General features: G+C 31.3%; 23 protein-coding genes. 12 read left to right on the top strand and 11 right to left on the bottom strand.

Going from position 1 to position 22,654, the window contains the following annotated elements; genetic code table 11:
* Window positions 1-70: 70 nt before the first annotated feature.
* Window positions 71-484, bottom strand: a complete 414-nt coding sequence (locus tag AC1DY0_RS00205; protein ID WP_477186678.1) for a DUF4293 domain-containing protein — start codon at window positions 482-484, stop codon at window positions 71-73.
* A gap of 181 nt (window positions 485-665) precedes the next feature.
* On the opposite strand from AC1DY0_RS00205, the gene rho reads away from it, so the two are divergent.
* The gene (gene rho / locus AC1DY0_RS00200; RefSeq protein ID WP_477186677.1) at window positions 666-2,498 is read left to right on the top strand and encodes a transcription termination factor Rho; all 1,833 of its coding nucleotides are present in this window, start codon (window positions 666-668) and stop codon (window positions 2,496-2,498) included.
* Between the two features lie 98 nt (window positions 2,499-2,596).
* On the opposite strand, the gene AC1DY0_RS00195 is transcribed toward rho, so the two are convergent.
* The 3 genes from AC1DY0_RS00195 to AC1DY0_RS00185 all read right to left on the bottom strand — a co-directional run bounded on the left by AC1DY0_RS00195 (window position 2,597) and on the right by AC1DY0_RS00185 (window position 7,318).
* Complete coding sequence (locus AC1DY0_RS00195; protein WP_477186676.1) at window positions 2,597-3,853, bottom strand: RsmB/NOP family class I SAM-dependent RNA methyltransferase; 1,257 nt, start codon at window positions 3,851-3,853, stop codon at window positions 2,597-2,599.
* Between the two features lie 108 nt (window positions 3,854-3,961).
* Entirely contained in the window at window positions 3,962-5,932 is a 1,971-nt protein-coding gene (locus tag AC1DY0_RS00190; protein WP_477186675.1) for a KUP/HAK/KT family potassium transporter, read from the bottom strand.
* Window positions 5,933-6,058: 126 nt separating this feature from the next.
* Entirely contained in the window at window positions 6,059-7,318 is a 1,260-nt protein-coding gene (locus AC1DY0_RS00185) for a hypothetical protein (RefSeq protein ID WP_477186674.1), read from the bottom strand.
* A 114-nt stretch (window positions 7,319-7,432) separates the two neighbouring features.
* Here AC1DY0_RS00185 and AC1DY0_RS00180 point away from each other — a divergent pair, with 114 nt between their 5' ends.
* Window positions 7,433-8,491 (top strand): WD40/YVTN/BNR-like repeat-containing protein, encoded by a 1,059-nt coding sequence (locus AC1DY0_RS00180; protein WP_477186673.1) that lies wholly within the window; start codon window positions 7,433-7,435, stop codon window positions 8,489-8,491.
* A gap of 60 nt (window positions 8,492-8,551) precedes the next feature.
* Here AC1DY0_RS00180 and AC1DY0_RS00175 read toward each other — a convergent pair whose 3' ends face one another.
* From AC1DY0_RS00175 to AC1DY0_RS00160, 4 genes are read right to left on the bottom strand one after another with little or no spacing between them, the layout of a single operon-like run.
* A complete protein-coding gene (locus AC1DY0_RS00175; protein WP_477186672.1) occupies window positions 8,552-9,010 on the bottom strand; it encodes a sensor of ECF-type sigma factor in 459 nt (152 codons plus the stop codon).
* A 22-nt stretch (window positions 9,011-9,032) separates the two neighbouring features.
* On the bottom strand, window positions 9,033-9,482 hold the full coding sequence (locus tag AC1DY0_RS00170) for a hypothetical protein (protein WP_477186671.1): 450 nt from the start codon (window positions 9,480-9,482) through the stop codon (window positions 9,033-9,035).
* A 34-nt stretch (window positions 9,483-9,516) separates the two neighbouring features.
* Window positions 9,517-10,059 carry an RNA polymerase sigma factor gene (locus AC1DY0_RS00165; RefSeq protein WP_477186670.1) on the bottom strand — a complete coding sequence of 181 codons (543 nt, stop codon included), beginning with the start codon at window positions 10,057-10,059 and terminating at the stop codon, window positions 9,517-9,519.
* Window positions 10,060-10,118: 59 nt separating this feature from the next.
* Window positions 10,119-11,231 carry an SRPBCC family protein gene (locus AC1DY0_RS00160; protein ID WP_477186669.1) on the bottom strand — a complete coding sequence of 371 codons (1,113 nt, stop codon included), beginning with the start codon at window positions 11,229-11,231 and terminating at the stop codon, window positions 10,119-10,121.
* A gap of 306 nt (window positions 11,232-11,537) precedes the next feature.
* On the opposite strand from AC1DY0_RS00160, the gene AC1DY0_RS00155 reads away from it, so the two are divergent.
* The 3 genes from AC1DY0_RS00155 to AC1DY0_RS00145 all read left to right on the top strand — a co-directional run bounded on the left by AC1DY0_RS00155 (window position 11,538) and on the right by AC1DY0_RS00145 (window position 14,825).
* Complete coding sequence (locus AC1DY0_RS00155) at window positions 11,538-13,574, top strand: dipeptidyl-peptidase 3 family protein (protein WP_477186668.1); 2,037 nt, start codon at window positions 11,538-11,540, stop codon at window positions 13,572-13,574.
* 367 nt (window positions 13,575-13,941) lie between these two features.
* Complete coding sequence (locus AC1DY0_RS00150) at window positions 13,942-14,325, top strand: hypothetical protein (protein ID WP_477186667.1); 384 nt, start codon at window positions 13,942-13,944, stop codon at window positions 14,323-14,325.
* 20 nt (window positions 14,326-14,345) lie between these two features.
* Entirely contained in the window at window positions 14,346-14,825 is a 480-nt protein-coding gene (locus AC1DY0_RS00145; protein ID WP_477186666.1) for a PEGA domain-containing protein, read from the top strand.
* 97 nt (window positions 14,826-14,922) lie between these two features.
* On the opposite strand, the gene AC1DY0_RS00140 is transcribed toward AC1DY0_RS00145, so the two are convergent.
* On the bottom strand, window positions 14,923-15,111 hold the full coding sequence (locus AC1DY0_RS00140; protein ID WP_477186665.1) for a hypothetical protein: 189 nt from the start codon (window positions 15,109-15,111) through the stop codon (window positions 14,923-14,925).
* An 81-nt stretch (window positions 15,112-15,192) separates the two neighbouring features.
* Between AC1DY0_RS00140 and AC1DY0_RS00135 the strand changes: the two genes are divergently transcribed.
* Window positions 15,193-15,573, top strand: coding sequence for a pyrophosphohydrolase domain-containing protein (locus tag AC1DY0_RS00135; protein WP_116795604.1), 381 nt, complete (start codon window positions 15,193-15,195; stop codon window positions 15,571-15,573).
* A 116-nt stretch (window positions 15,574-15,689) separates the two neighbouring features.
* On the opposite strand, the gene AC1DY0_RS00130 is transcribed toward AC1DY0_RS00135, so the two are convergent.
* Window positions 15,690-16,757: a branched-chain amino acid aminotransferase gene (locus AC1DY0_RS00130; protein ID WP_477186664.1), complete on the bottom strand. Its 1,068-nt coding sequence runs from the start codon at window positions 16,755-16,757 to the stop codon at window positions 15,690-15,692.
* A gap of 310 nt (window positions 16,758-17,067) precedes the next feature.
* On the opposite strand from AC1DY0_RS00130, the gene mnmC2 reads away from it, so the two are divergent.
* The 3 genes from mnmC2 to AC1DY0_RS00115 all read left to right on the top strand — a co-directional run bounded on the left by mnmC2 (window position 17,068) and on the right by AC1DY0_RS00115 (window position 18,485).
* Window positions 17,068-17,727 (top strand): tRNA (5-methylaminomethyl-2-thiouridine)(34)-methyltransferase MnmC2, encoded by a 660-nt coding sequence (gene mnmC2, locus AC1DY0_RS00125; RefSeq protein ID WP_477186663.1) that lies wholly within the window; start codon window positions 17,068-17,070, stop codon window positions 17,725-17,727.
* A 151-nt stretch (window positions 17,728-17,878) separates the two neighbouring features.
* A complete protein-coding gene (locus AC1DY0_RS00120; protein WP_077371965.1) occupies window positions 17,879-18,076 on the top strand; it encodes a hypothetical protein in 198 nt (65 codons plus the stop codon).
* Between the two features lie 217 nt (window positions 18,077-18,293).
* The gene (locus AC1DY0_RS00115; RefSeq protein WP_477186662.1) at window positions 18,294-18,485 is read left to right on the top strand and encodes a hypothetical protein; all 192 of its coding nucleotides are present in this window, start codon (window positions 18,294-18,296) and stop codon (window positions 18,483-18,485) included.
* A 54-nt stretch (window positions 18,486-18,539) separates the two neighbouring features.
* Here AC1DY0_RS00115 and AC1DY0_RS00110 read toward each other — a convergent pair whose 3' ends face one another.
* Window positions 18,540-19,481 (bottom strand): LysR substrate-binding domain-containing protein, encoded by a 942-nt coding sequence (locus AC1DY0_RS00110; RefSeq protein ID WP_477186661.1) that lies wholly within the window; start codon window positions 19,479-19,481, stop codon window positions 18,540-18,542.
* 187 nt (window positions 19,482-19,668) lie between these two features.
* Between AC1DY0_RS00110 and AC1DY0_RS00105 the strand changes: the two genes are divergently transcribed.
* The 3 genes from AC1DY0_RS00105 (at window position 19,669) to AC1DY0_RS00095 (ending at window position 22,571) form a co-directional block, all read left to right on the top strand.
* Window positions 19,669-20,148: a Dps family protein gene (locus AC1DY0_RS00105; protein WP_477186660.1), complete on the top strand. Its 480-nt coding sequence runs from the start codon at window positions 19,669-19,671 to the stop codon at window positions 20,146-20,148.
* 128 nt (window positions 20,149-20,276) lie between these two features.
* The gene (locus AC1DY0_RS00100) at window positions 20,277-20,576 is read left to right on the top strand and encodes a hypothetical protein (protein ID WP_477186659.1); all 300 of its coding nucleotides are present in this window, start codon (window positions 20,277-20,279) and stop codon (window positions 20,574-20,576) included.
* A 339-nt stretch (window positions 20,577-20,915) separates the two neighbouring features.
* A complete protein-coding gene (locus tag AC1DY0_RS00095; protein ID WP_477186658.1) occupies window positions 20,916-22,571 on the top strand; it encodes a SulP family inorganic anion transporter in 1,656 nt (551 codons plus the stop codon).
* Window positions 22,572-22,654: the final 83 nt, after the last annotated feature.

Raw genomic sequence — 22,654 nt, 5'->3', positions numbered from 1 at the left:
TTTTAATAAAAAAACCCGAACTGTTACATTCGGGATTTCTTCGCACATTAATAAATTAAATTTTATAGGTTTATCTCAATCTATCCACAGATTTTACAAGATCTTCATCCTTCTTGATGGCTTTGTTAGCTAAAACTAAAAAAACAATAGCCAAGATAGGTAGAAACATCCCAATACCTTTCTCAGAAACAACGAGTGCTTCTCCAGATAAATTTAGTGAATGATAAACAAACAATCCCAATAAAATCAAATTTAATACGATATTCAATCTGTTGGCAACAAATTGAGTTTGTCTTTTTTTAAATGATATAATGCTATAAATAGTTATTGCAGTACTTAGTCCAAACAATATTACATAAAATTGGTTTTGCATAAAAAGGTAGTCTTTACCATCGCTCAATGTCCATAGTGGAAAAATAAATGGTAAAATGCCTACCACCAAAAAGGTAAGTATTAAATATACGGTTTGAATTCTTTGTATCATGTCTATTTATTGTTGTACAAAAATATATTTTCTTTTTAATAAATACTATTGTATGATAAATTTTATTTGTATTATTGCATAACATTACCGTAAGCACTTCATACTGCGGTTCATTTAAATAAGATACTACCTAAAAAATCTTTTGCATTATTTCCAAATTAATTAAACAAATAGAACATTCATGTTTGATATTTCTGTATTAAAAGAAATGAAGCTTGCTGAGCTTCAAGAAATAGCTAAAACGGCTAAAACCATAAAATTCAACGGTGTAAAAAAAGATAATTTAATTAGTCTTATTTTAGATCATCAAGCTGCTACTGTTGTTGTACCTACTAAAGAGAAAGCAACAGAAGAAGAGAAGCCAAAGCGAGCTCGTATTGCACCGGTTAAAAAGGTGGCGATTCAAAAAAGTGAAGCTCCAGTTCTGTCGGAAACTAAAGAAGAAGAGAAGGTAGCTGATGAAATAGTTGCTGCTCCAGAAAAAAAAGAAAAAGTTATTTTACCTAATGACAGTACTCCAAAAGAGGAAGAAGTTGCTTCTAATAATGAAGTTAAAGTTGTTAAGTTCAGTAAATCAGCTTACGAGAAGAAGATGGCCTTGCAAAGAGAAAAAGAAGCTTTGAAAGAAGTTGCAGTTTCTGAAGAAACTCCATCAGATTCAAATTCGGAAGTAATGGAAGAGAAAGCAGAAAGTTCTGTTCCAGAAAAAAAAATAAATCCGAATCAATTAAATAAGAAAGTACAAAACCCAAATAATAAGGTTAATCCAAATCAGAATGGAAATTCCAACCAAAATGGAAATTCTAATCAGAATGCGAATCAAAATCCTAATCAGAATCAAAATCAAAACCCAAATTTTAAAAACAAAAAAAGCAATTTCAAAGATGCTGATTTTGAATTTGACGGAATTATAGAAAGTGAAGGCGTTCTAGAAATGATGCCTGATGGTTACGGTTTTTTGCGTTCTTCGGATTATAATTATCTAGCTTCACCAGATGATATTTATTTATCGACTTCTCAGGTGCGTTTGTTTGGTTTAAAAACCGGAGACACTGTAAAAGGAGTGGTTCGTCCACCAAAAGAAGGAGAGAAGTTTTTTCCTCTTGTACGAGTTTTAAAAATTAATGGACATGACCCACAAGTGGTTCGTGATAGAGTTTCTTTTGAACATTTAACTCCAGTTTTTCCTTCTGAAAAATTCAGATTGGCCGAAAAGCAAAGTACTATTTCTACACGAATTATCGATTTGTTTTCACCAATTGGAAAAGGGCAACGTGGTATGATTGTAGCCCAGCCTAAAACGGGTAAAACAATGTTGCTGAAAGAAATAGCCAATGCAATTGCAGCTAATCACCCTGAAATTTATTTAATAGTATTGTTGATTGACGAGCGTCCAGAGGAGGTTACTGATATGCAACGTAGTGTTCGTGGTGAAGTAATTGCTTCTACATTTGATAGAGAACCACAAGAACATGTTAAGATTGCTAATATTGTTTTGGAAAAATCCAAAAGATTGGTAGAATGTGGTCATGATGTAGTTATTTTATTGGATTCTATTACTCGTTTGGCAAGAGCTTATAATACAGTACAACCAGCTTCTGGAAAGGTTTTAAGTGGAGGTGTTGATGCAAATGCTTTACAAAAACCAAAACGTTTCTTTGGTGCCGCCCGTAATGTTGAAAATGGTGGTTCTTTGAGTATTATTGCGACTGCTTTGACTGAAACAGGCTCCAAAATGGATGAAGTTATCTTTGAGGAATTCAAAGGAACTGGTAACATGGAATTACAATTGGATAGAAAAATTGCTAACAAACGTATCTTCCCAGCTATTGATTTAACATCATCAAGTACAAGACGTGATGATTTATTATTGGATCCAAAAACATTGCAAAGAATGTGGATTATGCGAAAAATGCTTTCGGATATGAATCCTGTTGAAGCGATGACTTTAATAAATGACCGTTTCAAAGAAACCAAAACTAACGATGAATTTCTAATCTCTATGAATGATTAATAAATAGGAAATAGAAAAAGATGTATAAAAAAAATCCTCGAAACTATCGAGGATTTTTTTTATGGGTAAAAAATTATAAAGTTTAAAATCTATATATTCTATTCTTTCTTTTCTTTTATTCTTTTTTCAGTCGGTTCTGTGCTTTCTTTTCTCTCCATTAAGGCCATATAAAAACCATCAAAACCAGATTCTGATGCCAATATTTTTTGATCTTTTATAAAATTGAATTGTTTGCCAATATCAGTTGCTAAGAAACGAGCTACTTGCTCTTGATTTTCAGAAGGTAAAATTGAACAGGTTGCATAAACTAATTTACCGCCTGGTTTTACAATTTTTGAATAGCTTTCCAATACTTCCGATTGTACTTTTCGAATGTTATCGATGAATTCCGGTTGTAGCTTCCATTTTGAATCTGGATTTCTTTTAAGAACACCTAATCCGCTACAAGGAGCGTCAATTAATACTCGATCTGCTCTTTCATGAAGTTTTTTGATAACTTTGGTAGAATCAATGATACGGTATTCGATGTTGAAAGCGCCATCTCTTTTGGCTCTAAGCTTTAATTGCTTTAGTTTGCTTTCGTATAAATCCATTGCAATCAATTGCCCCTTGTTTTCCATCAAAGAAGCAATATGCAGTGTTTTTCCTCCTGCACCAGCACAAGTGTCTACAACTCTCATTCCAGGTTTTACATCCAGAAAATGAGCTACTAATTGTGAATTGGCATCCTGAACCTCAAAAAAACCTTGCTTGAATGCATCTGTCAAGAAAACATTTGCTCTTTCTTTTAGAACTAATGCGTCTGGTTGGTTTTTTAAGAATTCTGTTTCGATGTTTAAATCCATCAAAATAGCTCTTAAATTTTCTTTGGTAGTTTTAAGTGTGTTTACTCTCAAAATAACTTTTGCGGGTTGATTTTGGGCTGCAATTTCTGTTGCCCAAACTTTTTCGCCTAGTTCTTTTACACCTAATTCATCCATCCAATCCGGAATAGATTCTTTTAGGGCTCTTACTTTTGAAAGTTCGTCAAAGCGACCTTTTATTTTTCGTTCTGGAGTTCCTTCCAATTGTCTCCAATCTGGAATTGGATATCCTCTTAAAACTGCCCATACTGAGAACATTCTCCAAAGATTATCTCTGTCGTAAGGTTCTTTTACTTCTGCAATTTCTGCGTATAATCTTTTCCAACGTACGACTTCGTAGATGGTTTCTGCTACAAATTTTCTATCGGAACTTCCCCAACGTTTGTCTTTTTTTAGGGATCTTGCTACTACTTTGTCTGCATATTCTCCTTCGTTGAAAATAGCATTAAGTGCATCAATGGTAGTATAAACTAAATTTCTGTGTAATCTCATTTTAAATAATTGAAATGCAAAGGTACTATTTATTGGTTAAAACTAAGTTTTATATTTTAACCAAAAAAAAACACTGTTATTGAAACAGTGTTTTTTGAATATATCTTTTTAGTTTTTGACAAAAACTCTCGTTAGTCCGATGTTTTCTGGAGCGTGAAGAACCATTGGGAATTTTTCAATTTTCACAGAACTACTGTCGAGTCCAAAAGCACTTTCTTCAGATAAGCTTAGTTTTTTAATGAAGAAATAAGAATTCATGATTAGTTTTTCATGCCATAATAAATCGCTGTCATTTGACAGGAATTTCTCAGACAATACGAATTTGAAGTCTCCAATAATATTGTTTTTATTTAGTGATTCATATCTACTGGTAATATCAACTTCACCATTTTTCACCATGTCTTTGATAACTTCTCTGAACATTAGGTTTATTTTGGTAGGCTCTCTAAATCCTAGATTGAAATCTACTCGGTATAAATCATCTTTAAGAATTTCTCTTACTTTATATTCGGTTTTATAAGGTTCAGATAAAATGTTTACGTGAACGAACCAATAAATATCTGCTCTTTTTGGCCTCTTTTGTAAGATTGAAAACATTACTTTTTCTTCTATTTCATCACTGCGATTGGCATTGGTCATATAAACCAAATGGGTTGCATATTTTGGAATAGATAAATCGGCACTTAATTCACTAAGTACTTTCTTGTAATCGTCAATTTTTACAACTTTAGTGTAGCTTTTGTTAATTTGTTTGGCTCTGTACCAAATTGTCATTACACCGATAAGTACTAGGGCAATGAAAAGTGTAACGTAACCACCTTCTGCGAATTTTGTAATATTAGCGGCTAGAAAACTTAACTCAATACACATGTAAATAGTAATTAATGGAACAAAAAAGTACCATTTTACCCGTTTCATTATCAAATAGAAATTCAATAATATGGTTGTCATTATCATACATAGAATAATGGCTAGGCCATAAGCGTGTTCCATATTGCTAGATTCTTCAAAATGCAATACAATACCAATACAGCCAATAAGTAATAACCAGTTTATGGAAGGGATGTATAATTGACCTTTAAGTTCAGTTGGGTATTTGATTTTAACTTTTGGCCAAAAACTTAATCGCATTGCCTCATTAATTAATGTAAAAGAACCAGAAATAAGGGCTTGAGACGCAATTACAGTGGCTACAGTAGCAATAACAATTCCAAAAGGTTTGAACCATAATGGCATTATCAAATAGAATGGATTAGCAAAATCACCACCAAGTGCTTGTAATGTAGCTCCTTCGTGATGAATTAAATACGCTGCCTGTCCAAAGTAGTTTAAAACTAAAGCTAATTTTACAAAAATCCAGCTTATTCTAATATTTTTTCTTCCACAATGTCCCATGTCTGAGTATAATGCCTCAGCTCCTGTGGTACATAGGAATACAAATCCTAATACAAAAAAGCCTTCTGGATGAATACTTAATAAATGATAAGCGTAATAAGGATTAATTGCTTTAAAAACCTCAGGATGTAAAGAAATTTGGTTTATACCTAAAACGGCTAACATACCAAACCATATCAACATCATAGGAGCAAAAAACTTTCCAACTAATTTAGTTCCAAATTGTTGAATAGTAAATAACATTACTAAAATGCCAATTACTATTGGAACGGTATTAATTTGAGGAAAATAACTTCTCATTCCTTCAACAGCAGACGATACTGAGATGGGAGGCGTGATGATTCCGTCCGCTAGCAAGGCGCTTCCGCCGATGATCGCAGGGACAATCAGCCATTTGATTTTTGTTTTTTTTACCAAAGCATATAAGGCAAAAATCCCACCTTCACCATGATTATCAGCACTTAAAGTAATAAGGACATATTTTATTGTAGTTTGCAGTGTAAGTGTCCAAAATACACAGGATACGCCTCCTAAAACTACATCTGCATTTATAATATATTCGCCAAGTATGGCTTTCATTACGTATAATGGAGATGTTCCAATGTCTCCATAAATTATTCCTAAAGAAATTAATAACCCGCCCAGAGTTAATTTACTATGCAGGTCTTTGTGCGTTGCGCTCATGTACTATTTTTATAAAAACTCGACAAATTTACTATTTTTAACATAATAATAAGGACTTATTTTTTAAAATAATAAAAGAGGCCTAATATGTTACTATTAAGCCTCTTTTGTAGTTTATTTATTTTTTTAGATTCTTCTGTTATTGCCTCTTGCTGCATAATCATTACCTCTTTGGGATTCAGTTCTTTGGGTGTTGTTTTCTCTTGGAGAACTGCTTCTGTTTTGTGAGTAATTCCTTTGAGGTTCTGCTCTTTGAGTGTTGCTTTCTCTTGGAGTACTAGTTCTGTTTTGAGAATAATCTCTTTGAGATTCGGCTCTTTGAGTGTTGTTTTCTCTTGGAGTGCTAGTTCTGTTTTGAGAATAATCTCTTGGAGATTCTGCTCTTTGAGTGCTAATTTCTCTCGGAGTGCTAGTTCTATTTTGAGCATATTCTCTTTGAGGCTCTGTTCTTTGAGTGTTGTTTCTGTTTTGTGTGTAATCTCTTTGTGATTCTACTCTCGGTGTGTAAATTTCTCTTGAAGTGTTAGTTCTGTTTTGAGTATATTCTCTTTGAGTGTTACTGTTGTAATTAGTATTGCTTCTGGAATACCCGGAATTGTTTCGGGTATTAGCTACTTCATTTTTATATCCATTGTTGTTACTGTATCTTCTTTGGTCTAATTCATATCGGTTTGAAATTGTGTTATTTCTTCTTGAAAATGCATATTGCGGATATTGTCTTTCATAACTATTGCAACTGTAAGTGTTGTAAATTACCGGAGCTCTGTAGCATCTTCTGTAGCTTACGTAGTTGTAAGTGTTGTGATAGTTTACACAGCCATAAACATTTTGTCTATATCTATAAATTGGATAGGGATTCCATGCATAATAGTAGGTTGGATAATAGTTCCAGGTCCAAGTTGAATAATATGGTCGGTAATAACTTGCCCAAAACGATGCGTAAATTTGTGGTGTATAGCAATATTCAGGTTCGTAAATGTAATTTTGTCCATAAATGTATGCGTTTCCAACGATTTGAATTGAAATTTTATTACTTCTATCTTTTTCGATTTCTATAGTAGCTACATCTTGGTATAAATCACGTCCAATAACCGATTGAATAACTACTACGTGTGTTCTGTTCTCAACAGATTCGATTACTCTTAAATAGTCAACGCGATTGTCATTGTTTAAATCTAAATTTGAGATTTGTAGTTTCGGGTCATTTAATCTTCTTTCAAAATCGTTCAAGTTTTCTGATTCGCCAAAGATAGAAGACACAGCGGTCAAATCTAAATTATCACTAATTTCAGAGTTCGTTGCGTTTATTGTGGTTCTATTTTGTGCATTCGTTTGAAAAGCAAAAAAGGAGGCGATAATTGCGGCAAATTGTAATTTCGTTTTCATGTCTTAATAGGTTAATTGTTTGTGTTATGATATGTACAACAATTGTGCCAGAAATTAGTATTATGAGTGATAGATCTTGGATAAAATTATATATTTGAAAAAAATAATTGGATTATGATGAGAATAATTATTCTAAATATACTGTTTTTTAGTGCTTTATGTTTTGTGAATGCTCAAGAAAAAAATAAATTAAAATCAACTAATTTTAATTCTGTTCAAATTGATACACTTTTTGAAGATAAAATTAGCATCAGAGCAATTGTTTTGGATCATGATAAAATTTGGTATGCGGGTGACAAAAATCGATTTGGTTATTATGATTTAAAGTCCAATAAAAAAATTGAAAATACGATAGTCGAAGATACTTTAAAAATAGAGTTTAGAAGTATTGCCAAAACTTCACGTTATATATATGTATTGAGTGTGGCCAATCCTGGATTGTTGTACCAAATTACCAAAGATGGGAAAAAGGCAAAATTAGTTTATCAAGAAAAGAATGAAAAGGTTTTTTATGATAGTATGCAGTTTTGGAATGATAAAGAAGGAATCGCGATTGGAGATCCTATAACAGATTGTCTTTCCATAATAAGAACAAATGATGGGGGGAATACTTGGACTAAATTACCGGATAGAAAACTTCCAAAAGTCTTTGAAGGTGAAGCTCATTTTGCGGCAAGCAATACCAATATAATTGTAAAAGGAAATGACACTTGGATTGTTTCTGGAGGAAAGAAATCAAGAGTTTTTTATTCTTCGGATAAAGGAAATTCTTGGAATGTTTATGAGACCCCTATCATTCAAGGAAAGCAAATGACTGGGATTTTTACGGGAGATTTTTATGATGCTAAAAATGGTTTTGTAGCGGGTGGAAATTATGAGTTGTTGAATCAGAATTCTGAGAATAAAGCGGTAACTGATGATGGTGGAAAAACCTGGAAACTTATAGCAAACAATGAAGCTTTTGGATATGCCTCCTGTGTTCAATATGTGCCTAACAGTAGCGGTAAAGGAATAGTTGTTGTTGGAGCTTCGGGATTATATTATTCATATGATGGAGGTGTGAATTGGGTGCAATTTAGTAAGGATTCAAGTTTGTATACTATTCGATTTATTGATGAAAGCACAGCTATTGCAGCTGGTCGTAATAAAATGATTCGAATTCGTTTTAAATAAACAATTCCCGTTTTATAAAGGACTTTTATAAAACGGGAATTGTTTTGAATTAATAGAAAACTATTTTTTTAAACCTTTGTCCTTGTATTGTTGAAGTAGCTTTCTGTTGAAATCTTCTTCTGATTTTTTCAATTTTATTATTTTTACCGAAGGAAGAATTTCTTTTAGACTTGTGATGAATTTTTTTCTTAGATTGAACATGTCTTCTTCGTTATCTTCAATTTGATTTAAAAGTACTGCAGCATCTTTTTCGGATAATTTATCAAGTTCATCGTCCTGCATTCTTTTAAAATAGCCTTTCATTTTTTGATGTCTCAATTCAAATTGCTTATCATCATAGGTGTTGTAAAGAGGCCAGAATTTTTCAGCTTCACTAGAGGTGAGGTTTAATTCAGTAGTCAAAAAAGCCACTTTCATTGTTTTGATTTGTTCTCTTTTTTCTTTAAATTTTTCGCCTTGAGCGTAAAAATTAAAGGATAAGAATAAAAATAGTATAGGATAGAGTTTTTTAAAGTCCATTTGATTTATTTTTTTAGTATTACTATTTAGTAGAATTTTGAGTTTGATTTTCAATAACTAGATTTTCAATATTGGGATTGGTAACTAAAATGTCTTCAATTGTTTCCGATTCTAATTCTTTTGTTTGTGAGATAAAAGTGCTGTTTTCAGGTTCAATTTCGCCAATTAATTCGTCTTGATTTAGATTAGTCTCTTCGGCTAAATAATTTTCTAATGTTGCAGTATCTATTTCTTTACTTTTTGTATTTGCTTGATAAGCTATTGGGATCATTAAGGTAAGCACCAAAACTGCGGCAGCGACCATAAGGATACTTTTTCTTTTTCTGAAGATAGATATGACCTTGGTTTCCTCTACAATTGTTTCTTCTGATAATTTTTGAAGCAAGTTTGCTGAGAAATTTTCAAAATAGTTGTCAGGCGCTTTAAATCCTGAATCTATCTTTGGTTCTTTATCTAATTTAAATGTTTTCATAATTGTGTATTTGACTACGTCGTAACTTAAAGGTTTAATTGGAGGTTACAAATGCTTCTATTTTTTTTACAGCATGATGATAAGAAGCTTTTAAAGCACCTACTGATGTTCCTAGTATTTCTGATATTTCCTCATATTTTAATTCTTCAAAATATTTCATTTTAAAAACCAATTGTTGCTTTTCTGGCAATTCTGCAATTGCTTTTTGTAATTTGATTTGAATTTCATTACCTTCAAAATACACATCGGCTTTCAAATTATCGATTGCCTTATTTTGTAATTCGACCGATGAAATGCCACTTTTTCTTGCTTTTTGATTTAAAAAAGTTAGTGCTTCATTGGTAGCAATGCGATACATCCATGAAAACAGTTTGCTTTCGCCTTTAAAATTTTTCAAATTTTGAAATACTTTTATGAAAGTATTTTGCAAAACATCATCTGTATCATCATGATTCAAAACGATGTTTCGAATATGATTGTACAGTGGTTTTTGATATTCGTGCAGGAGTTCTTGAAACGCTTGATTTTGCGTTTGTGGGTTCAATAAACTAGTAATGAATTCCTTTTCTTCCTGCAATTTGTTCTGTTTTAAACTTAGATGCGAATGAATGGAAAAGGTTTAATCCGAATATTAAATTAAAATTCGAATTCTTCTTGACTTTTTTTAGTAGCTGGGGCTGGAGCAGTCACAGTACTATCTTTCACAACTTTTTTATAAGGTGTTGGGATGACTTTTGGTTTTATCGGGAAATATATATCTGTTAGCCATTTTGAAGGGCTTAAACTTTCATTCTTGCCAATAGTAAATATTTCTAAATGTGAAAAAGTAGAGCCTATAAGGATATGTTTATTAGTAGTGTATTCAATTGTTTTTTCTAAAGCTTTGTTTTTATAGGTATAATTTCCAGTTAAACTGGTTTTTAATGCATTAAAAGCTAGCAGTTTTCCAGCCAAAATTTCACTTCCTTCACTGGTAAAAATTTGTTCTTTGATAGGGATGCAAAAGGAGACTCTGGTCAAATCATTAATTGTATCATAAGTATGATAGATAATGAAAGGTTTTCCGTTTAAGGGTAAATTGTTTTGCTTGCAAAAAGTAAGGATTTTTGGAAATACAACATTTGCGTTTCGCGTGATGTCGGATATTTTACTTGTGAAGGATTCTCTTAGATAATAAGTTTCCAGTTTTTGCACTATACCATTTATTTTTACACTAAAAGTGGTGTTTTCAAAATCAAGAGTCTTGTCAAGATTTGCTAAGCATTTATCATAAACATTGGATAAAGTATTTTGTGTTCCTCCAGTTAAAAAAGAATTTACTTTTAACATAAAATCCATTTTTCCAACTGATTTCCAGGTTATTTTGGTCCCGCCTACAGTGTCTTTGAAACTCAAAAACACATCAGAAGAAGTGCCATTGTATTCCATTTTTTGAACAATACTGTCGTTTCCTTTTGTGTATAAAGTTCGTATGCTACCTATGTCGTTAGCGCCTTCCCACGTTAATGAACTTCCATTACCTATAGTTGTTGGTGAATAGGATAATTTCATATCCTTATCTGAAGCGATCCATGAGCTAAATTTTTGCCAGTTTTTATAGTCATTTACATAGCCAAAAACAGTTGCTTTTGGAGAATTAATTACTTTACTACTTTTTACTGTGAAATTTCCTTTTTGTGTTGCAATATATATAGTAAGTGCTACAAGGCTTAATAGAAATAAAAGAAAAAGGTATTTAATAATTCTCATAATGGGGCTGATTGTTTTTCTGTTGTAAAGTTAGAAATTTAATTAATTATACTATAATAACAAGAGATAAAATGTTAAAGTGTTTTTGGATGAATTGTATTTTCCTATGTTAGTATAGTGATTAAAACGGAACGAAATTCTATGGTGTAAATTGTATTGTAGAGGTTTGTTTTTTTAGAGAATAATTATTTTGGAGTTGATAAATATGTAAATTAGGATTTATTAGGGGCTTTGTTTTTATTATTTATTTAAAGAATCAGTATATTTGTTAGGTATTTATTTGTTTAACATCTAAAAGAAATATAAATGAAATTAGTTAAAATAGCAGGTCTTTTTATGGTTTTTGCGATTTCGATTGAAGGTAATGCGCAAAACGATAAAAATGGAACAGCAAAATCTAATCAACAAGGATCTTCGGATTTCTTTGTTGAGCAATTTTCGGATATAAAAGTTTTGCGTTATCAAATCCCAGGATGGGAAAATCTTACTCTGAAAGAGCAGGAATTGGTTTATTATCTTACACAAGCAGGAAATTCGGGGCGTGACATAATGTGGGATCAGCATTATAAATACAACTTGACAATCCGAAAAGCATTGGAGAATATTTATCAAAATTATAAAGGGGATAAAGACGCAGCCGACTGGAAAAATTTTGAAATTTATTTAAAAAGAGTTTGGTTTTCAAATGGTATTCATCACCATTATTCAACAGAAAAAATCAAACCGGATTTTTCAATAGAATATTTTAATGGTTTATTGAAAGCTACCAAAACTAATTTGTCTCCAAAAATAGCTGCCATTTTATTCAATGATGTTGATTCGAAAAGAGTTAATCTTGATGCTTCAAAAGGATTATTGGAAGGATCAGCTATCAATTTCTATGACAAAGGAATCACTCAAAAAGAAGTGGAAGCTTTTTATGCTACGAAAAAAAGTCCAGATCCAAAGAAACCCTATTCTTTTGGTTTGAATTCTAAATTAGTTCGAAATGCGAATGGACAATTAGTTGAAAAAGTTTGGAAAAGTGGCGGTATGTACGGACCAGCAATCGATAAAATTATTTATTGGTTGGGGAAAGCGCAAAAAGTTGCTGAAAATAAAAAACAAGGTGATGCCATTGGGCTTTTAATCAAATATTATAAAACTGGAGACCTTAAAACTTGGGATGACTATAATATTGCTTGGTTACAAGCTACAGAAGGAAATATTGATTACATCAACAGTTTTATAGAAGTTTATAATGATCCATTGGGTTATAGAGGTTCTTATGAAGGAATTGTTCAAATTAAGGATTTTGATATGTCCAAAAAAATGGAAGTAGTATCGAAAAATGCGCAGTGGTTTGAAGATAATTCCCCATTGGCATCTGAACACAAAAAGAAAAATGTTGTTGGGGTTTCCTATAAAACGGTTGTTGTTGCTGGAGAATCTGGGGATTCATCACCAAGTACACCAATCGGGGTGAATTTGCCAAATGCAGACTGGATTCGCGCAGATTATGGTTCTAAATCGGTTTCACTTGGAAATATTATTGATGCTTACTCCAAAGCTGCAGGAAAGGGTAGATTGCAAGAATTTGCCAATGATGCTGAGGAAATAAGATTAGCTGAAAAATATGCTGAATTGGGAAGTAAATTGCATACTTCTTTGCATGAAGTGGTAGGACATGCATCAGGTCAAATTAATCCTGGCGTTGGAACTCCAAAAGAAACTTTGAAAAATTATTCTTCAACATTAGAAGAAGGAAGAGCTGATTTAGTGGGCTTATACTATTTGTACAGCCCAAAAATTCAAGAAATTGGTTTGGTTGATAATTGGAAAGAATTAGGAATGGAGTGTTATGACAGTTATATCAGAAATGGTTTGATGACTCAATTGGTTCGTTTAGAATTGGGGGCTAATATTGAGGAAGCTCATATGAGAAATCGTCAATGGGTAAGTGCTTGGGTATATGAAAAAGGTAAAAAAGACAATGTTATCGAAATGATTAACCGTGATGGAAAAACCTATTTTAATATTACCGATYACGATAAATTACATGATTTATTTGGTCAATTATTGAAAGAAGTTCAGCGCATTAAATCCGAAGGTGATTATGAAGCTGGAAAAGCATTAGTAGAAAATTATGGTGTGAAAGTTGATCAAAAGTTACACGCTGAAGTTTTGGAACGAAACAAACAATTTCCAGATGCTCCATATAGTGGTTTTGTTAATCCAGTTTTGGTTCCCAAGTTAAATGCTAAAGGAGAGATACTGTCGATAGCAATAGAACAACCTAAAACTTTTGCTGAACAAATGTTGAATTATTCTAAAATTTATGGTTTTTTGCCATTGGAAAATTAAGTTGCTAATGCTAATCCAAAGTTATTGGAACTTATTGCTTTTTTTAAAAGAAAACAGTTTTTAATATTTTCAATGTATAGACTGAAAATCAGGTGTTTATGAATTTGGTATTTGGTTTATATAAATAATGAATCTATATAAGAAAGGATGTCTAAGAAGACATCCTTTTTTTGTTTTTATTTAAAAAAATAGTCTTGATTTTGCCAAATATATTTCTATATTTAAAAGATAAATATTACAAAAATATATATAAATAAGGTGTTATTAATCAGTGTGTTATTCAATTTCTGCTATTGTAAATTATTGAATATTCTGAAATTGATGCCAATAAACAAATAAAAATATTATTTAATCTAAGGAATGAATTATGAAAAGACTATTCACTATAATGCTGCCATTTTTGTTAATTAGTTGTGGAGCTAGCGTTAAATCAAGTTTTACAAGTCAGAATAAACCTTTGTCAATTGAAGACAAGGTAGCTTTTTTAGATATTCAAAATGTGGTTCCTGAGAATGCAAAAAAAATTGGGGAAGCAAAATTTGGGGATAGTGGATTTTCGACTGATTGTGGTTTTGATACAAACTTAATTAGTGCAAGAAAATTAGCAAGAGCAAACGGAGCTAATATTGTTAAGGTATTCCAAAAAACAACTCCAGATTTATGGAGTACTTGTTATAGAATGACCGTAGAATTTTATTTTTACGAAGGAGATGTTACTAAGTTATCTCAATATCAAATACAAATTAATTAATTCTAAGTATTATATATAAAATGAAAAAATCAATTATCACTTGCTCTTTAGTATTAATTCTTTTGTTTTCTAGTTGTGCAACTATTATTTCAGGTTCAAAACAAACTGTTAAATTTTCAAGTAATCCTTCTTCAGCATCAGTTTTTATTGATGAAGTGGAAGTAGGAAAAACACCTTTTGAAATGAAACTTGCTCGAAAAAGTGAGCATAGTGTAATGATTAAATTGGATGGATATCAAACATATCAGACTAATTTAACAAAAAGTTTTAATGCTTGGTATTTTGGAAATATACTAATTGGAGGATTAATTGGATTAGTTGTAGATCCAATTACTGGAGCAATTTATAATTTAACGCCAAATAAAATTAATTCGGAAATGACTAAGATTACCGATGGGGTCGTATTAAAAAAATCAGGTAAAGATGATATTTATATTGCTGTTGCCTTAAATATTGATCCTAATTGGGAAAAAGTAGGGCAATTGGAAAAAATTGAATAACTAAAAATATTGGTAAGGGATATTGTTAATTCTATTTCTTTTAAATTAAGTGAAGAGGCTGTCTAGAAAAGTATAGGCAGCCTCTTTTTAGTATAATTTATCTTTTGAAATAGATTTTGATTACAAATAGGAGTCCTATGAATATCAAGAAACCAATTAATATTTTATAATTTCCTTTATAGAAAACTTTGTGTAAGTTGGCGTCTTTCCGATAAGCAAATACCATTGCTATAACAAAAGCGATAAAAAAACAGAGTGCAAATATTAATTGACCTTGGCTGAACATGTTTGAATATTTTTTGGCAAATTTAGCTAATAGTTTAGAAATAGTTGTTAATTTTCCATTTCAAATAAATAATAATAAAGGATGGAAAAACAAATCAACGCTGTTAAGGAATTTCATACAGCATTTAGGATAGGACATAGTGAAACGCCAATAGCTAGTTTAGGCGAAGCCAAAAACATACTTCGTTATAATTTGATGAAAGAAGAGAATGAAGAATATCTTGAAGCTGTTCAAAATAATGACTTAGTTGAAATTGCTGACGCCCTAGGGGATATGATGTATATTCTTTGTGGGACCATTATTGAACATGGTCTGCAGCATAAAATTGAAGCTGTATTTGATGAAATTCAAAGATCAAATATGAGTAAATTAGGTGAAGATGGAAACCCTATTTACCGTGAAGACGGGAAAGTAATGAAAGGACCAAATTATTTTAAACCTGATTTTTCGAAACTTATTTAGTTGACGAAATGAACAAGAAGGGATCTTATTTAGTATAAAATAAAAGAGCGATTTTCAATTTGAAAATCGCTCTTTTTATAACTTCAATCTGCAATCTTGATTCTGCAGTCTAAAATCTATACCTTAACTGTCCAACCAAAAGTATCTTCCGATAGTTTATTTTGAAGGCTTGTTAGTTTTTCTTTCAATAATGAAGCAAATGAATTTTCAATTTTCGGCAATTCATAATAAACATCTTTATAAGAGTAACCAGCAATTGGGTTAACAACTGCAGCAGTACCAGCACCAAAAATCTCTTTTAAAGTTCCATTTTTAGAAGCTTCCACAAGTTCAGAAACCAATACAGGACGGACCTCTACTGATATTCCTTCTTTTTTGGCCATGTCGATAAGACTTTTTCTAGTAATACCATCTAGAATACGCTCACTTACTGGCGCAGTCAATAAAGTGTCATTTATTCTAAAAAACACGTTCATTGTACCAGCTTCTTCAAGTTTGGTATGTGTAGCATCATCAGTCCAGATTACTTGTTGGAATCCTTGCTTATTAGCCAAAGTAGTTGGGTAGAATTGAGCAGCGTAGTTACCAGCAGCTTTAGCAGCACCAATACCTCCATTGGCAGCTCTACTGTAATGTTCTGCAATTAATACTTTTACTTCTCCTGAATAATATGATTTTGCAGGTGATAGTAATATCATGAATTTATAATCTTCAGAGGGATTTGCCACTACGCCAGTTCCTGTAGCAATCATAAAAGGTCTGATGTACATAGTACTTCCATTTCCTTTTTTTACCCAAGCTTGGTCTAATTTTAATAATTGTTTCAATCCTTCCATGAAAACAAATTCGGGAACTTCTGGCATAGCCATTCTTACCGCTGATGTATTGAAACGTTTGTAGTTTTCGTCTGGTCTAAAAAGCCATACATCATTATTATCATCTTTGTAAGCTTTCATTCCTTCAAAAATGGCTTGTCCATAATGAAATACTTTTGCAGATGGATCAAGTAAGAAAGGCGCATACGGTTTAATAACTGGTTGTTGCCATTCTCCATTGATGTAATCACATTCAAATAAATGATCTGTAAATACTGCTCCAAAGCTTAAATTATCAAAATCAACTTCATTTATTTTTGAAGTAGCTGCTTTTATTATTTCTATTTTGTTGGCTTGAGTGGTACTCATAATTGTTGCTTAATATGTTTAAAAAAAATAGTTATTTAGTTAATAAAATGGCTGCAGTAAAAAATGTTTTCTATTACCAGTAATATTGATTGCAAAATTAAATAAAAATCGGATAAATACTTATCAAAATATCATTAATTATGGTGTTTAACTGTGATTTATTTATTGTATAATTTTATTTGAAAATTGAAGTGAAATTATATGGATTATATAAAAAATATGGTTTTTAGGTAGCGATAAGAAATTCTTTTATTTAATTTTGAACACATTATAGCGTTTGAAAATGCTATATCACCTCAAAAAATACATTTTGGAAAGAGAAATAATACGTACTCAGGATGGTTCCACAACAATCCATATCAAAGAATGGAATGAATGTTACCATTCTAAACATGGTGCAATACAGGAAGCTAAGCATGTTTTTATAAAAAATGGATTGGCACTATTTCCAAATCAAAGTATTTCCATCCTTGAAATTGGTTTTGGTACAGGCTTAAATACTTTTATAACCTATTTGGAAGCTCAAGAACTTGGTCAAACTATAGATTATGTTGGAGTAGAAGCCTATCCTATTTCTGAACATGAAATTCAATCTATGAATTATTTGGAGGAATTGAATGCTTTAGAGTCAAAGGCTATTTTTGATAAAATACATTCAGTAAATTGGGAAGAAAAAAATGATTTGTCAGAAACCTTTTCTTTGACAAAAAGGAAGCAGTTTTTTGAGAATATTGAGGACATTGAAAAATTTGATTTAATTTATTTTGATGCTTTCGGTTATCGTGTTCAACCAGAGTTGTGGAGTACATCAATATTTGAAAAAATGTACAACGCACTAAAACCAAACTCAGTATTAGTAACTTATGCCGCTAGAGGCGTTGTCAAGAGGAGTATGATTGAAGTGGGGTTTACGGTTGAGAAATTAGCGGGTCCACCTGGGAAAAGAGAAATGTTTAGAGCCAGAAAATAAGTTTTGCTTAGGACATGGATTTATAAAGCTATGTTACGAAAACGATATAATTTTTACATTTCTATGTTAAAAAAAAGATTTGTATGAGAAAAAAATGTACATTTACATCACGTTAAAATCAAGATCTAACCCCAAAAAATCTTAATTTATTATGTCTAAAGTAATGTTTGATTACACAAAATCTGTGTTAGAAAGAGTGAGTTTTGATCCTGTACTTTTTTGTAAAGAATTAGAAAAAGCAATAAGAACACTTTTACCTTTCGAACTGGATCAATTAAGGGAGTGGTTATTTAGCTTCACAATTGAAAAACCAGAACTGAAACAGTGTTTAATAATTGTAAATTCATAAATAATAAGGAACCAAGAAATTGGTTCCTTTTGTGTTTTTTGCAAGTTTTGAAACTAAGGATAAAATCACTTATTGTAGTTATTTAGCTTCGAATTATATGTAAAACATGTAATTTGTCGATAGTATTTGTTTTTGGTGGATAATTTTTTTTGTGAGATTAAATTATTTGAATACTTTTGTACCTGTTTACTAACGAAATATTTAAACCTTTTTTGTTATGTCTAGAATGATTTATGATTATACAAAAATGGTACTCGAGAGAGTAAGTTTTGATCCAGAGCTTTTTGAAAAAGAGTTGAAAAAAGCCTTAAGGAGTTTATTGCCTTATGAAATAGAGCATTTAAAAAATTGGTTGTTGTTCTTTACGGATGAAAAACCAGAATTAAAAAAATGTTTGATTCACATATAGGGTAATCATAGGAATAGAAAAGGAACCAAATTGGTTCCTTTTTTTATATTTGAATTATTTTTTCAGAAGCGGACTAACGATTTGGACATTTTGAAAGACAATTGCGCCTTTTACAACTCCTGAAATAGTACTTCTTAAAGCATCTATGATTTGAATCTTTAATTCACTTTTCGGATAAATTAAGCTCACTTCTCGAGCTGGTTTAGGTTCCTTGAAATGTCTAAGTTTTGATTTGTCTGATTCTTTTAAATCTAAGGTGTGCAAATAAGGAAGTAAAGTGGTTCCCAATCCTTCATCTGCCAGTTTAATTAATGTCTCAAAACTTCCACTTTCAATTTGAAAAGATTTTAGCCCAGCTTCATTCCTGTTTTTACATAAATTCAGAATACCATCCCTGAAACAATGACCATCTTGTAGCAACAGTATTTCATTAATGTTAAGGTCATCTATTTCAATTTCCTCTTTCTGGAAAATGACGTTATTTTCAGGAATATAAGCTACAAAAGGTTCAAAGTATAGAACAATTTCTTTGATTTTTTCATCCTCTAGCGGTGTTGCGGCAATTGCTGCATCAAGATTACCGTTTTTTAGTTTTGTAATTATTTCATCGGTATTCAATTCCTCAATGATCAGCTTTACTTTTGGGTATTTTTTAATGAAATTGTTTAAAAACATTGGAAGTAAGGTTGGCATAATTGTTGGGATAATACCGAGTCTAAATTCACCACCAATAAAACCTTTTTGTTGTTCTACTATATCTTGTATACGATCGGCTTCATTAACAATATTTTTGGCTTGGGTAACAATTTTTTGACCAATATCAGTTAGTTGGATCGGTTTTTTTGTACGATCAAAAATTTGTATACTCAGCTCGTCTTCTATTTTTTGAATTTGCATACTCAAAGTTGGTTGAGTGACAAAACATTTTTCGGCGGCCAGAGTGAAATTTTTGTGTTCGGCTACAGCCAATACATATTTGAGTTGTGTGATTGTCATTGAATAGTATATTTTTATGCAAATATAAAAACAATCAATTTAATTTATAGCTATTTTTTTAGATTAATAGATAATTTTGATGAAAAATATAAAAGATGCATTGCATTGTTGTAATTTTAAGGCTACATAACATTAAATAAATAGTTTCAAATAAAAGTTGGAGCAGTAATAAATAAAAATAAAAAACATGAAACTAAATACAATTGGATTACCAGTAGAAGAGTCAGAGGTTATAATAGTTGAATTGAACGTACTTTTGTCAAATTATCAAATTTACTATCAAAGCTTGAGGGGTTTGCATTGGAATATTAGAGGAAGACGTTTCTTTGATTTACATCTTAAATTTGAAGAATTGTATAATGACTCGCAGTTAAAAATTGATTTAATTGCCGAAAGAGTTTTAACATTGGGCGGAAGACCATTACATACTTTTGAAGATTACATTAAATTCAATCAATTACCAGTTGGAAAGAATATTTCAAACGATGTGGTTGGTATTGAATTAATAGTAAGTTCTCTTTCTCAATTGTTAAAAATAGAAAGAGAAATTTTAAACAAAGCGTCAGAAATTAATGATGAAGGAACCAATTCTATGATGAGTGATTTTATCGTAGAGCAGGAAAAAACCATTTGGATGATGAACGCTTGGTTAGAAGAGAGCATATAAAATAAATAAATTTTAAAGAAAGCCTAATTGATATGTTGTGTCTCTTAGGCTTTTTTTTCGTGTTAAAAATAAATTAATTTTATATAACTCATTTTTTAATTCAATTTCTATCCTTTACTTTTGCCGACATGAAAGTTTTTGCAAGTATCGTATTATTGTTTTTCGTTTTATTTCTGGCAGGGCCTACAATTGTGGCTTTCTTGGAAAAAGACAAAGATGCTACGAGCCTATGTGAAGATTGTAATACTCGTTCTTCTTCTTCTATTGAAGAAATAAAGCATGATATAAAATATTATACGTTTAACCCTTTTTTAGAAATGTCATTTTTGGATGTTGAAAAAGGCTCTCGTCTAATAATTTTTGAAAATTTATCCAAGCATGATTTAATTAGTGCTTCCATATTTATTCCTCCTCCAAATCTGGTTTAGTTTTTTACCAAATTTCATTATCGATTGATGGTTTCAGTAATTAATAGAACAAATTTTGAATTTGTAGTTTAATTGTTGGTATAATCGTCTAATTACTTTAATTTTAATCAAAATATTGAAAGTGAGTGTTTTACTTAGTTGCTTTCTTGTTTGTTGGATAAATCTATTTTGATTTTCCAAACCAATTGATTGAGTTTTTTGCAAAAGTTAATTTTGCTTTAATGATAATGGTATTCTTTTTTCGGATATATCGATATTTAAACATTGATTATCTTCCTACCACGTGCAATATTGTATTGTAGTAAAAAATGAATTTAAATTTTATAATAATTTTATATTATGTCAAAAAAAACTAATCTCTTTACTCATTTTAAATCAGATTTTGCTTCTGGTTTAGTTGTCTTTTTAGTGGCGTTACCACTTTGCTTAGGAATTGCAATGGCTTCTGGAGCGCCTTTATTTTCTGGAATTATTTCTGGAATAATTGGAGGTATTGTTGTTGGGTATTTGAGTCAATCACAAATAAGTGTTTCGGGACCAGCTGCGGGTCTAACAGCAATTATATTAACAGCAATCACTGATTTGGGGGCATTCGATGTCTTTTTAACGGCAGTTTTTATCGCAGGATTAATTCAATTAGCATTAGGTTTTCTTAGGGCAGGAAGTATTTCTAATTATTTTCCCACTAATGTAATTGAAGGAATGTTAGCAGGTATTGGTGTCATTATTATCATGAAGCAATTACCTCATGCTTTTGGGTATGATGCTGATTTTGAAGGAGATGAATCTTTCTCGCAGGTAAGTGATAATAATACTTTTTCTGCTTTATTTGATGTTTTGAATCATGTCCAATTAGGGGCAATAATAATAGCTTTAACTTCAATCGCCATTTTGATAATGTGGGACAAAGTTCCTGCTTTGAAGAAATTAAAATTGGTTCCAGGAGCATTGGTAGCTGTAGTTGTTGGTGTTTTGTTGAATGAGTTTTTCATTACCTCAGGAAGTTCTTTAGCTATCGGAAAAGAGCATCTGGTTTCGTTGCCTATTCCAACGAGCATAGAAGAATTTAAAGCGATTATAGTGACTCCAAATTTCGCTGGTATTACTAATCCAAAAGTTTGGGTTGTAGGTTTGACTATTGCCATTGTTGCTTCTATTGAAACATTATTGTGCATTGAAGCTGCAGATAGAATGGATGTCCACAAGCGTTTTACCAATACCAATGTCGAATTAAAAGCCCAAGGGATAGGTAATATAGTGAGTTCGCTTTTGGGTGGATTACCTATGACATCAGTCGTAGTTCGTTCTTCAGCCAATAATGCGGCTGGTGCTAAATCAAAATTGTCAGCAATAATTCATGGAGTATTATTATTGGTATCTGTGCTTGCAATTCCTTTTCTTTTGAATAAGATTCCTTTGGCAACATTGGCCGCTGTGTTGATTTTAGTTGGTTACAAACTAGCAAAACCAGCAACTTTTAAACATTTTTGGCATTATGGGAAATACCAGTTTTTGCCATTTATTGCTACATTTTTAGGTGTTGTATTTACGGATTTGTTAAAAGGAGTTGCTTTAGGAATTGCAATTAGTATCGTATTTATTTTAAGAGGTAATCTTAAAAGAGCATATAGTTTTAGAAAAGAAGAGTACGTTGATGGAGATGTTATTCATATTGATTTGGCCCAAGAAGTTTCTTTTTTAAATAAAGCGGCCATCAAATTAACATTGGCGAATATACCTGAGAATAGTAAAGTTATTATCAATGCTCATGATACCGTTTATATTGCTCACGATATTTTGGATTTAATTCATGAATTTAAATCAACAAGAGCTGTCGATGAAAATATAAAGGTGAAGCTAAAAGGATTCAAAAAAGAATACGCTTTAGAGAATAGCGCAGAAACTCAAAATCATGTAAGCATAGAACATCATTATGATTTTGTAAAAAGAGAAGTCGTGGAAAAGAAGGTTGTAAAAGAAGAGTTTCCAGAATAATTTGTGATTTTTAAGGTATTAAGCCTTTATGCAATGTATTATATTTAATTTTGAAAAATAAAGACAAATAAAAAAACTAACTA

This window comes from Flavobacterium sp. P1_E4 (assembly GCF_056405915.1).
The sequence above is the reverse complement of the archived record's forward strand: the minus strand, read 5'-3'. Positions and strand labels throughout refer to the sequence as shown.